The organism is Flavobacterium polysaccharolyticum, assembly GCF_038739875.1.
GTDB classification, from domain to species: Bacteria; Bacteroidota; Bacteroidia; order Flavobacteriales; family Flavobacteriaceae; genus Flavobacterium; species Flavobacterium polysaccharolyticum.
Map to the genome: position 1 here is coordinate 1 of NZ_JBCGDP010000012.1, position 12,428 is coordinate 12,428.

Genomic DNA, 12,428 nt, shown 5'->3' on the forward strand with positions numbered 1-12,428 from the left:
CATCACCAAAACAAAATTAAAATGAGAACCTATAAAACAAAAAACAGTAGCAAACCTGAGCTTGCTACTGTCTAAAATTGTAATTTAATTTTTTATTAATCCTGTATCACTTTTTCAGGACTAGACAATTTTAGTCCAAACCCAAAAGGATACAATGGATTTTTTGAGTCATAAGGAGTGTCTTCCTTTTGGTTTTTGACGGCTTCCATTGAAGAAGGTAGTTCGAAAGGTAATTTTCCTTCTGGTTTTGTAATTCCAAAAATCACATCTAATAATGCGGAATCACTGGCGCCATAATTCACAAAAACTCCTTTGGCAGCAGCATTTATTTCAGGAAAAACGGCAGGGCGATCTAAATAAATATCGATGATAGTAGGGACACTTTTACAAATTTGCAGCACTTCGTTTAAAGCTGAACCTTTAAAATCTAAATCACCATGATGAAAGCCTTTGGCAAAAGGATTATCGGTTTCTAATGGTACCCAAGGAGTTTGTAATCGTACAATCGCAATATTTGCTTCTTCAGGAGTAGCCACAACAGTTCCATAATTAGCAGCAACTTTAGAATCTAAATTTTTTATATAGATTTTTAGCTTTGATTTTTTTGATAAAGGTAGCTTGATTTCGTTTTTTAATAAGGTCATTGAGCGCCTTTGTGCGGTTTCACCTAACTTTTTGAATTCAGGCTGCCCAACTATTTTTGATGCTTTTTCAACATCTACATAGGGATTATCAAATAAACCAAGTTCAAATTTTTGACGTAATAATCTTCTAATCGATTGGTCGATTCGGGATTCTTTTATAGTACCTTCTTTTACTAGTTCTATAATGTATTCGGGGCAATTTTCTCCCCCAAATTGATCACAACCAGCTTCAATAATTTTTTGAACTCTTTGTTTTTCGGACAAATTTTCTACGCCCCAAGCTCTTGCAGGCCATACTACAGGTCCCATTTTAGTATCTGTAATTAATCCCCAATCTGTACAAACCACACCATCAAATTTATATTTTTCACGAAGTAACTTGGTTATTATATCTTTATTATATGAAAATCCAACATTCTCTGATGTTTGATCCATTGGGATACCATAGTAAGGCATTATCGAAGCAGTATTGGCCTTGAAAGCTGCTTCAAAGGGAATTAAATGGTACTCAAACATTTTTCCAGGATATACTTGACCTTTTTGATATTGAAAATGAGGGTCTAAACCTTCTTTTTGTGGACCGCCTCCAGAAAAATGTTTGGTCATGCAAGCTACACTCTCAATTCCGAGTTTATTACCTTGAAAACCTAAAATGTAGGCTTTTATCATACGAGCAGATAATTTTGCGTCTTCTCCAAAAGTACCGCTAACTCTTGGCCAGCGAGGCTCCGTGGCTAAATCCGCCATAGGGTGTAAAGCTTCTCTAATTCCTACTGCAAGATATTCTTGTCTAGCAATATCACCAAATTTTCTCATTAATGTTTCATCATTAATAGCAGCAAAACCTAATTGTTCTGGCCATTGAGAAAATCCATTAGCTTCCATAGCAAAAATATTATTGCTAAAATAATGCCGTGGATCAGAAGCAATAGTTACAGGAATTCCTAATCGGGTGTTTTCCGCTACTTTTTGAATTGCATTGTAACCTATCGCCATTTCTCTTACATTTGGTGTTTGCCAATAATTGAAATGATTCATTTTTTTTTGTTCTATCAATTCTCTAGGCGAGGGTATCCTTGCAGCGAATCCTTCGGCATTGGCTTTCTTGTCAATGCTTCCATCAGAATTTATGAGAGTTCCATTGATGAACATCATACCTGCTTTTTCTTCGATAGTCATTTGTGCTATCAAATCATCAATCCTTTTTTCAATAGAAAGTGATGAGTTTTCGTAAGGATCCATCTTTCCGTTTTTATTTAAATCACGGTACTTTGGCGGATCAATAAATGAAACTAAAACATAACACGAGCCTAAAATAATTGTAAGTAATAAAGTAATATTGTTTTTTTTCATATACATATAATTAGTTGGTTATCAATAAATAAAATTCTATTGTGTTATAATAACACAATGTACATATTATTTTTAAATAACTGATAATTAATAGGAAAAATAATTGTGGCAACGATTTATACAGATATAAACGCATTTGTTTAAGCTTGAAATTTCAAGAAAACACAGAAAAAGTTAGTGTATTATTTAGCTATTCGAAATGGTTTAGTATTTACGGAAAAAGAGGTTTTTAAAAATAAATTGTAAATGTTATACACTTATGGAGGTCATTATTTTATACGCTGAATCAATATCAATTCATTATGTCTTTCAATTCGGGGGATCGAATTAATTTTAAAATTGGTGTTGTCAAAATTGGTAATGAAGTTTTTATTTCTAACATTATCGCCTTCATTGAGTATCATGGTGTTAAAAAGAATAAAACCATTTTTTTTCAAGAGAGAAGCGGTATGATTGATAAAGAAGGTTTCAAATAAAAAATTAGGCATTTGTAAATCTTGAAAAACATCAATAATAATAAGGCTGTAGTGGTCTTTGCTTCTTAAAATAAAATCAAAAGCATCTTGAATATGAATTTCTAAATTTGGAATTTCATTAAGTTGAAAATATGAATTTGCCACTTCAATAATGGCAGGGTCAATTTCAACACCTGTGATTTGACCTTTGAATTTAATTTCATCAACCAATGTTTTGATAACACTACCCCCAGCTACACCAAGTACTAAAATATTCTCCATCGATTGAATGGTGTTGAAGCCAATTTTTCGCAAACCAATTCTTAGAATACGTTGTAAACTTCCATACGAATAATTGGTGTTTTCAGAATCAATCAACAGTTCACCATTAGTCCATGTCACCTCAATGGACTTACTAACAGCGGATTTTGATTTATAGATATTTATAGGTATAAGATAACTAAAAAGTTTTTTTAGCATTTGAAATGGAATTTTACCAAAAATACCATTTTAATGATTTATTTTGCTTCATATTTAAAAAAAAATGAAGAAACGAATTTATAAATGGATCTTTTTCGATCTAATGGGATGGCAAATAAAAGGCACAGTATTGCCTGATGTAAAAAAATGTGTCATGATGGTGATGCCACATACTAGCAATCATGATTTTTATTTGGGTGTTTTTACCAGAGGAATCATTGGTCTGCCAATCAATTGGATAGGTAAAAAAGAGCTTTTTATATTTCCATTTAATTATTATTTTAAGTATATGGGAGGGGAGCCATTAGATAGGAGTGGTGGATTAAATAAAGTAGAAGCGATTGCCGCAATATTCAAAAGAAAAGAAGAATTTCGTTTAGCACTTGCTCCAGAAGGAACTCGCAAAAAAGTAGATCATTTAAAAACAGGATTTTATTACATTGCTGTGGCTGCTGACGTACCTGTAATACCTGTCGCTTTTGACTTTGGAAAAAAAATAGTACATTATGGTGACCCAATGCAACCTTCAGGTAATTATGAGGATGATCTCAAAATTTTGAAAAAACACTTTGATGGAGTCGTAGGCAAAATACCAGAAAATGGATTTGATTGGTAATGCTATGAGATTTTAATATTTCGAAAAAAATATTTTTTATTTCAAAAAACATGATTTTTTCTATTCGTGATTAAAAATGGTAAAAGTTCCGTTTTTATAGAAAAATACAATTTTATCTACATCATTACTAAAGGGATTATTTTCAGAAAAGTTAGTCTTCTTGTTTTTATCATCACCCATTAATTTTGGCAATGTTTTTTTTTCGACTTCTGAAAAAAGATCTACGATTGTATTTTCGGATGGGGAAGGAGATAAGGAATGATCTAAATTAATTTTAACGTCTTTAGGGAAATTCCCTTTTCCAATCAAAATCCAATATAAATCTACATCAGGAAAAGCTTCAATAATCTTTAAAATAAAATCAAGACTTGGCTTGTTTCTACCCGAAAGGAGGTGGGACAAACTCGAACGTTGTACCCCGATTTTGTCCGAAAAACTAGCAGCATTTAGGCTATAATATTCTAATAAGTATTCGAGTCTTTTGATGAAATCTTCCGTGTTTACCATTGTAAATTATTTTTGAATTCAACATTGATCACAAATGTAACTATTTTAATACTAGTATCAAAACTACCTTCAATCAGAACTATAAAGTATTGATTATATTTGAAGTAATACCTCTGGTGTGTACATTTTATATATTGATAATAAGTAATTTAATATTATTATATTGTTGTTCAGTTGTTTGTTTACATATGAATACATTAAGTTCTATAACGTAGTTTACAAAGTTGAACTAGTCAAAAAATAAGTTGTTTACAAATGTAATTTTAAAGATGTTTACTTTTGTAAATCAAAAATATAACTATGGAAGCGTTAGAATTATTCCTTCAATTCAAAGAACAATCAATACAAGGTAGGTATTTAACTTTAGAAGCAATTTTACCAATTTTAAAAAGACATAATACCAATAATCAATTAAAGCATGTAGGTAATTCGGTGCAACAAAAACCAATTTACACTTATCAAATTGGAACTGGAGAAACAAAGATTTTTTTATGGTCACAAATGCATGGGAACGAAAGTACGACTACAAAAGCTCTTTTGGATTTCATTAATTTTTTGAATAGTGATACTGAACTGGCTAAAATGCTTTTAGAAGATTTTACTTTTTTAGCTATTCCTATTTTAAATCCTGATGGTGCTGCTTTATATACTCGTGAGAATGCTAATAAAGTGGATTTAAATCGTGATTCTCAAGATTTAACGCAACCTGAAAGTAATACTTTGAGAGGTGTTTTTGAAGTTTTTCAGCCAGATTATTGCTTTAATCTTCATGATCAAAGAACTATTTTTGGTGTTGCTGATACTGGGAAACCTGCTACAGTCTCCTTTTTGGCTCCTTCCTACAATGAGGCAAGAGAAATTAATGTTACGCGATTAAAAGCAATTCGTGTAATAGAAAAGATTAATACTATTTTGCAGAATTATATTCCGGGTCAAGTGGGGCGTTTTGATGACTCTTTTAATATTAATTGCATTGGAGATACTTTTCAATATTTGGATGTGCCAACAATTTTGTTTGAAGCAGGGCATTTTCCTGACGATTATGAAAGAGAGGAAACTAGAAAATACATCTTTATTTCGTTACTCGCAAGTTTTACTACACTTTGCGAAAACGATATAGTTAATAATGAAATCACTCAATATTTGAATATTCCTCAAAATAAAGCGGTTTTTTATGATTTTATGTATAAAAATATCAAAATAAATTATGATGGTAATGAAATTATGACGAATTTTGCGGTTCAATATAAGGAAGAATTGATTGATGGAAAAGTAAACTTTTCAGCTTACATTGCAGCAATCGATAATTTAGAATCTTATTTTGGTCATTATGAATATGATGCACAAGGTGCTTTATATTCTGATAATCTAAATAATTTGCCTAAAATTAATCAAATAGCCAATTTTTCATTAGATAATAAGGTTATTTTTGTTAATGGAATGATTAAAGTTTAATTTTTTTATCAAAACATTGATTTTTTCTTATATTTGTAGACATTCTTGCCTTAAAACAGTAATATTAATTAAAGAATTATGAGTAAATTTCGTTTGGATGAAGTAGATCATCAAATTTTAGATATGTTGATTGACAACACTAGAGTTCCTTTCACCGATATCGCTAAAAAATTATTAATTTCTGCAGGTACTGTACATGTAAGAGTTAAAAAAATGGAAGATGCTGGAATCATTATGGGATCTTCATTAGTTTTGGATTATGATAAATTAGGTTATTCTTTTATAGCTTATGTAGGTGTATTTTTGAATAACACGTCTCAGACTAAATTTGTTTTGGAACGTATTAATGAAATTCCTTTTGTTACTGTAGCTTCTGTGACTACTGGTAAATTTAATATCTTCTGTAAAATTAGAGCGAAAGATACTAAACACGCTAAAGATGTTATTTTTATGATCGATGATATCGATGGTGTATACAGAACTGAAACTATGATCTCATTGGAAGAAAGTATCAACGACAAAAAGCGTTTGATGCATACCATCTTTAAAGAGATGTAATAACTTGAATGCGATATATTTATAAATATAACCTCAAGTTTTCTTGGGGTTTTTTTATGAATTTTCATCTTTAAACTAGTATAAGTGTTACATCTGTATCTAATCTTTTTCCTGATGTTACATTTTTATGTTTTAAAAGAATAACTACCAATAAACCAAAATAAATTATTTAAGTATTATGTATACCCTTCCTAAAATTGAACGATTCAATAGAGATGTTCTTTCAAAATATCATATATATAATAGTGTTTTTATAACATTACCTTTCGATTCTGTTGATAATACGGGAGTTTTGCTCCCATTGTTTACAGATATTTGTGAAAAAGGATTTAAAAAACAAGAAACACCAAAAGAAATTGTTGATTTTTTCTCTTCAAAATATTTGAACAACGCTTCTGAAGAAGAGGCAATCAATTTAATGTTTCATTTTATTCAGTACATAGAAAGACAAATAGTTCTTTTTGATGCAATTGAAGACGCAGCTTTTTCCTCAGTAAACAACATGGAGGGGCGAGGATCCTTACGTGATATAAAAGAAAAGTCAGATGCTAAAAACAAACAAAAAGAATTGATTTCGTTTTTAGAAAACTTTAATGTTCGTACTGTTTTGACGGCACATCCTACACAGTTTTATCCTGGGCCAGTTTTAGGTATAATAAACGATTTAACTGAGGCTATTCGCAAAAATGATTTAATTCAAATCAAGCAATTACTGGCGCAATTAGGAAAAACACCATTTATACAAAATGAAAAACCTAATCCTTTTGACGAAGCGATTAGTTTAATATGGTATTTAGAAAATGTATTCTACAATACCTCTGGAGAAATGGTACATTATCTAGAGAAGAATGTTTTTAACGGAACTACCATTCAAAATCCATTAATTAAGTTGGGTTTTTGGCCTGGAGGTGATCGAGATGGTAATCCATTTGTGACAACAGAAATTACTCTAAAAGTAGCCGAACGATTAAGAACTTCGATCTTGAAATGTTATTATTTTGAAATTAGAGCTTTAAAAAGAAAATTGACATTTTCTGGGGTTGATGTTTTAATTTCAGAATTAGAACAAAAGTTGTACCGATCAGTTTTTTATTCAAAAGGAGAGATTTTTATCACTTTAGAAGAATTCAAAGAACAAATTCATAGGATCAAAACTATTATTATTGAGCAACATCAATCATTGTATTTAGACGATCTAGAGGCTTTGTTAATTAGGGTAAATTTGTTTGGATTTCATTTTGCAACATTAGATATTAGACAAAATAGTAAAATACATGATGCTGTTTTTAAGGATGTTGTAGAGTATTACCTAAAGTCAAAAACCACTGTTTTTCCTGAAAATTATTTTAGCTTATCTGAAAGCGAAAAATTTGAAGTTTTAGCAAACGTGGAAGGAGATTTGGATCCTAATGTTTTTGATAATGTGATTACGAGACAAACATTAGAATCTATTCAAGCTGTAAAAACAATACAAGATAATAATGGGGAATTTGGAGCCAATCGTTATATCATTAGTAACAATGAAAGTGCATTGAATGTACTAGAAACTTTTGCTTTGATTAAATTAAGTAATTGGGAAGAAGCAACCATAGATATCATTCCGCTTTTTGAGTCTGTTGACGATCTGCAACATGCTCATGAAATTATGGAAAAATTATACACTAATCCTTCTTATGCGAAACATTTGAAAGACAGAGGTAACAAACAGACGATAATGCTTGGTTTTTCTGATGGAACAAAAGATGGTGGATACTTGATGGCTAATTGGAGTATTTATAAAGCTAAAGAAGCTTTGACTGAAATATCTAGAAAATATGACGTAAAAGCTATATTTTTTGATGGTAGAGGAGGACCTCCAGCACGTGGTGGTGGTAAAACACATCAATTTTATGCTTCATTAGGACCTCAAATCGAGAATAAAGAAATTCAGATTACGATTCAAGGGCAAACGATTAGCTCGAATTTTGGAACCTTGGATTCTTGTCGTTATAACCTTGAGAATTTATTAAGTGCAGGAGTGACCAATCAAGTTTTTAATAATTCTAAAAATAGACTATCCAAAGAGGATAAAGAAATTTTGGACAAAATGTCTGAATTGGGGTATGAGAAGTATTTAAACTTTAAAAATCATCCAAAGTTTATTCCGTATTTGGAGCAAATGAGTACTTTAAAATATTATGCTAAAACTAATATTGGTAGTCGCCCTTCTAAACGAAATACTTCAGAACATTTAGAATTTAGTGATTTGAGAGCGATTCCGTTTGTTGGATCTTGGAGTCAATTAAAACAAAATGTTCCTGGTTTCTTTGGAGTAGGAACAGCTTTAAAATATTTTGAAGATAATAATGAATGGGATAAAGTTCATAGCTTATATAAAAACTCTTTGTTTGTTAAAACGTTATTAGAAAACAGTATGATGTCTTTGGCAAAATCTTTTTTTCCATTAACGGCATACATGCGAAAAGATCCCGAGTTTGGAGAATTTTGGCAAATCATCTATGATGAGTTTTTAGAAACGAAACGTTTATTATTGAAAATTGCTGGACATAAAGACTTAATGGAAAATTATCCTGATGGAAAAGCTTCTATAGATATGAGAGAACGTATAGTGCTACCTTTGTTAACAATACAACAGTATGCTTTATTAAGAATTAACGAATTAAACAAAGAATCTCAACCTAATGATGAACTCATAAGGGTTTATGAAAAAATTGTAACTAGATCTCTTTTTGGAAATACTAACGCGAGTAGAAACTCGGCTTAATTTTATAGTTATGAATTCAAATCAGTTGCCAGTAAATGAATATTCTAAATTTAATGCTACATACATTAATGCAGCTATGAATGTAGAATTGATCGAGGAATTAGAGATTTCTTTGCATGATTTTATTCGATTTGTCCAAAATATTCCGATGGACAAATTTGATTATCGTTATGCAGAAGGCAAGTGGACGATAAAAGAAATCATTCAACACATCATTGATACGGAAAGAATTTTCAGTTATCGTGCTTTGCGAATTTCTAGGAACGACAAAACCCCTTTGCCAGGTTTCGAAGAAAATGATTATGTTGATAATACTGACGCCAATAAAAGAGGTTTGCAGGAGTTACTTACCGAATTATCAGCAGTTAGACATGCTACATTGTTGTTATACAAAAGTTTTTCTGATGAACAATTGGCAAGAATGGGTATAGCTTCAGAAAATGAAATTTCGGTTCGAGCTATTGGGTTCATTATTATTGGACATCAAAAACACCATCAAAAAGTTTTTGAAGAGCGTTACTTATAAATTACTCAAAACCAAAGACCATTCCTTTAACTTTTTATCGAATGCTATGGTGTTTGCAGGACTTGTAGAAGGCATTACATAATAAGTAATGCCTTCTTTTTGTCCATATTTTTTATAAAAAAACTGATAAGCTGTTTTTCCATTGAAAAGAACCGTTGTAATTTGTGGATGTTCGTTGAAGAAAGAATCAAAATCATTTATTTCTTGATTTTTAATAGCAATGTCTAGACTTCCTCTTCGTTCACAATTTCGTACCACATCCCAAAGTCCAATACGATTTTGAAGTAAAAAATTGACTTTGTTTTTATAACATTCTGGAACACATTCTTGCTTAAATATAGAAAAAAGCATTTTCCAAAATTGATTATGTTTGTTTCCGTAATACTCAACTTTTTCTAAAGATTTTACACCAGGAATAGAACCCAAAATAAGAATTTTAGTCCTAGAGTCTACAATCGGATCAAAGGAAGCAATTGTCATGATATTTGATTTTCTTTTTCAATAATGGCAAGTGCTAATCTGATTTTTTCATAAGGGACTTGTTCTTCAAAATAGTCAAAATAGGGCTTTAAAGCATTTGGAGATTCAAGTTTAGTTTTAGCTTCTCTAATTTGAGAAATTTCTTCAGTACTGATATAACTTTCAAGATCAATTGGATGACCATCAAGATAAAGTTTAGCTAAATGTGATGCAATAGTACTGATGCCTAAATTTCTTTTTGTTGCAATCTCATCCACACTTAAGCCAGATTGAAACAATGATAATGTTTCTTTGTATGTAGTGGACTCTTTTTTGGTTTTTACAGTTTTATTTTTTTGGAAGTCTATAATCGTCTTAATAAAGATATCACCATATTTTTCCAATTTAGCTTTTCCTACTCCATCTATTGCTAAAAATTCGGAATCACTCATAGGCCGTTGATTCTCCAATTGTCTTAGTGTTGCATCGTTAAAAATCACATAAGCAGGTACTTCTTCTTCCTTTGCAATTTCAGCCCGAAGTTTTCTTAAAATTTCAAATAAAGAATTAGTTGCTGATTTAGGTGTACGTTCTTTAATTTCAGCTTTGGTTTTATCAATCTTCTGTACAGTGGTTAATTGTACTTTTTCACCTTCAAATAAAACTTTTTTAGCCAAAGAAGTCAATTTAATTTTATTTTGTTGATGAAAAGCAATTTCGCAAAATCCAAGATTTATCAATTGGATAATGTATTGATTCCAATCGTACCAAGAGATGTCAATTCCGATACCATATGTTTTTAGATATTGGTATTCTTTATCGAAAATTGAGGCGTTTTTGGAACCTCTTAAAAAGTCAACTATTACTGCTAATGCCTCCGATTCCTTCAATCTTGCAATTGCTGACAAGGCCTTTTGAGCGATAATAGTTCCATCAAAAAAAGCGGGAGGATTTTTGCAAATGTCACAATTCCCACAATTTTCAGTAACCAATTCACCAAAATAAGAGAGTAAAATTTTTCTTCTGCAGCTTAATGCGTCAGCGTATTGTTTCATTCGTTCCAATTTGGACAATTGCACTTGGGCATTTGAACCCTCTGAAGCAAATTTTTGAAGCTGAATCATATCACCATAACTTTCAAACAAAATTGTTTCTGAAGGTAAACCATCTCTACCGGCACGGCCAATTTCTTGATAATAACCTTCAATATTTTTTGGTAGGTTGTAATGTATAACCCAACGAACATTTGATTTATCAATACCCATCCCAAAAGCAATGGTAGCACAAACTACTTGACACTCATCATTAATAAAAGCATCTTGTACTGTTGATCGAATTTGGTTATCTAGACCAGCATGATATGCGCTTGCTTTAATTCCAATTTTTTGAAGTTTTTCAGCAATTTCTTCGGTTGTTTTTCTGCTTAAGCAATAGATAATTCCTGATTCATTTGGTTTTCTATCTATAAAATCAATGATCTGTTTTACACGATCCAAAGCCGGTCTCACTTCTAAGCTTAAATTTTTTCTATCAAAAGAAGCTACAAACGTTTGTGGATTGACTAAATTCAATTGTTCAGCAATATCGGTTCTAGTCGCTTTATCAGCTGTGGCGGTCAAAGCTAAAATTGGAGTAGAAGGGAAGCGGTTTTTTAAATAGCCTAAATTCGTATAAGCGGGTCTAAAATCATGTCCCCATGCCGAAATACAATGGGCTTCATCTATAGCTATAAGGCTGATAGTTATGCTATTGAATAAATTTTCAAGGTATGATAAACTTTCTGGTGCGAGGTAAACCAGTTTGAATTCATTTGCTTGTAAAGCTTGAATATAAAATTGTTGTTCTTCAGTAGATTGACTACTATTGATAAAACAAGCTTTAATTCCGTTTGCTTTTAAACTATCTACCTGATCTTTCATTAAAGCAATTAATGGAGAAATAACGATCGTAATCCCTGGTAAAATAAGTGCTGGGAGCTGAAAACAAATAGATTTGCCTCCACCAGTAGGCATAATCGCAAGGGTGTCTTGCTCAGATAAAATACAGTTGATAATTTCTTCTTGATTGGGTCTAAACTTTTCAAACCCAAAATTCTCTTTGAGTGTGGCGTGTAAATTAGTTGTCATTTTGGCTTGTATTTGTTATTGAGACATAAAAATATAAAAAAAGGAGCTCTTCTTATGAGCTCCTTCGTATTTTTTTCTAAGTAATTTTAGTCTTCATCATCCTCATCGTCCTCATCAGCAACATCATTGTCGCCCTCTTCATCGTCTTCAGGATCTAAGTCTGGTTTGTCCAAATTATCGTCATCATCATCATCATCATCTGATACAGCATCTTCGTCATCAAGTTCAATACCACTAATTGGTACTACTACATCATCTATATCATCATCTTCATCAAAATTTTCAATTCTATCCGCCAATTTGGTACTAACTTTTACTAAATAAATAGTGTCTTCTGTACGAACTTCTACAGCTTCTACTAATTCATTTTTGGCATTTCTGAAACGAATTACGTCCGAATCATCATATCCATCAGGAAATTTCTCAACTAAAAGATTTAAAATTTCGTTAGTTAATTTTGCGTAATCAACAATTACTCTCTTCAT

11 protein-coding genes are annotated in these 12,428 nt (G+C 31.3%); 5 read left to right on the top strand and 6 right to left on the bottom strand.

Features of this window, described 5'->3' with window-relative positions; genetic code table 11:
* Positions 1–95: 95 nt before the first annotated feature.
* Both WFZ86_RS12475 and WFZ86_RS12480 read right to left on the bottom strand, forming a co-directional pair.
* On the bottom strand, positions 96–1,997 hold the full coding sequence (locus tag WFZ86_RS12475; RefSeq protein WP_342692224.1) for a glycoside hydrolase family 3 protein: 1,902 nt from the start codon (positions 1,995–1,997) through the stop codon (positions 96–98).
* Positions 1,998–2,266: 269 nt separating this feature from the next.
* Positions 2,267–2,932 (bottom strand): spermidine synthase, encoded by a 666-nt coding sequence (locus tag WFZ86_RS12480; protein WP_342692225.1) that lies wholly within the window; start codon positions 2,930–2,932, stop codon positions 2,267–2,269.
* 64 nt (positions 2,933–2,996) lie between these two features.
* Here WFZ86_RS12480 and WFZ86_RS12485 point away from each other — a divergent pair, with 64 nt between their 5' ends.
* The gene (locus tag WFZ86_RS12485) at positions 2,997–3,548 is read left to right on the top strand and encodes a 1-acyl-sn-glycerol-3-phosphate acyltransferase (RefSeq protein ID WP_342692226.1); all 552 of its coding nucleotides are present in this window, start codon (positions 2,997–2,999) and stop codon (positions 3,546–3,548) included.
* A gap of 60 nt (positions 3,549–3,608) precedes the next feature.
* Here the strand turns inward: WFZ86_RS12485 and WFZ86_RS12490 are convergent, their stop codons facing one another.
* Positions 3,609–4,055 carry a helix-turn-helix domain-containing protein gene (locus tag WFZ86_RS12490; protein ID WP_342692227.1) on the bottom strand — a complete coding sequence of 149 codons (447 nt, stop codon included), beginning with the start codon at positions 4,053–4,055 and terminating at the stop codon, positions 3,609–3,611.
* Positions 4,056–4,355: 300 nt separating this feature from the next.
* Here WFZ86_RS12490 and WFZ86_RS12495 point away from each other — a divergent pair, with 300 nt between their 5' ends.
* The 4 genes from WFZ86_RS12495 to WFZ86_RS12510 all read left to right on the top strand — a co-directional run bounded on the left by WFZ86_RS12495 (position 4,356) and on the right by WFZ86_RS12510 (position 9,358).
* Positions 4,356–5,510, top strand: coding sequence for a M14 family metallopeptidase (locus WFZ86_RS12495; RefSeq protein WP_342692228.1), 1,155 nt, complete (start codon positions 4,356–4,358; stop codon positions 5,508–5,510).
* Between the two features lie 78 nt (positions 5,511–5,588).
* Positions 5,589–6,068: an Lrp/AsnC family transcriptional regulator gene (locus WFZ86_RS12500; protein ID WP_159685266.1), complete on the top strand. Its 480-nt coding sequence runs from the start codon at positions 5,589–5,591 to the stop codon at positions 6,066–6,068.
* 178 nt (positions 6,069–6,246) lie between these two features.
* Positions 6,247–8,832, top strand: a complete 2,586-nt coding sequence (locus WFZ86_RS12505) for a phosphoenolpyruvate carboxylase (RefSeq protein ID WP_342692229.1) — start codon at positions 6,247–6,249, stop codon at positions 8,830–8,832.
* Between the two features lie 10 nt (positions 8,833–8,842).
* Positions 8,843–9,358 carry a DinB family protein gene (locus tag WFZ86_RS12510; protein ID WP_342692230.1) on the top strand — a complete coding sequence of 172 codons (516 nt, stop codon included), beginning with the start codon at positions 8,843–8,845 and terminating at the stop codon, positions 9,356–9,358.
* Here the strand turns inward: WFZ86_RS12510 and WFZ86_RS12515 are convergent.
* From WFZ86_RS12515 to WFZ86_RS12525, 3 genes are all read right to left on the bottom strand, one after another.
* Positions 9,353–9,838 carry a DNA-deoxyinosine glycosylase gene (locus WFZ86_RS12515; protein ID WP_342692231.1) on the bottom strand — a complete coding sequence of 162 codons (486 nt, stop codon included), beginning with the start codon at positions 9,836–9,838 and terminating at the stop codon, positions 9,353–9,355. The two genes, WFZ86_RS12510 and WFZ86_RS12515, sit on opposite strands and share 6 nt — an antisense overlap.
* Entirely contained in the window at positions 9,835–11,943 is a 2,109-nt protein-coding gene (recQ, locus tag WFZ86_RS12520; protein ID WP_342692232.1) for a DNA helicase RecQ, read from the bottom strand. Before recQ ends, WFZ86_RS12515 begins: the two co-directional genes overlap by 4 nt.
* Before the next feature lie 86 nt (positions 11,944–12,029).
* On the bottom strand, positions 12,030–12,428 hold the full coding sequence (locus WFZ86_RS12525) for a DNA primase (protein ID WP_342692233.1): 399 nt from the start codon (positions 12,426–12,428) through the stop codon (positions 12,030–12,032).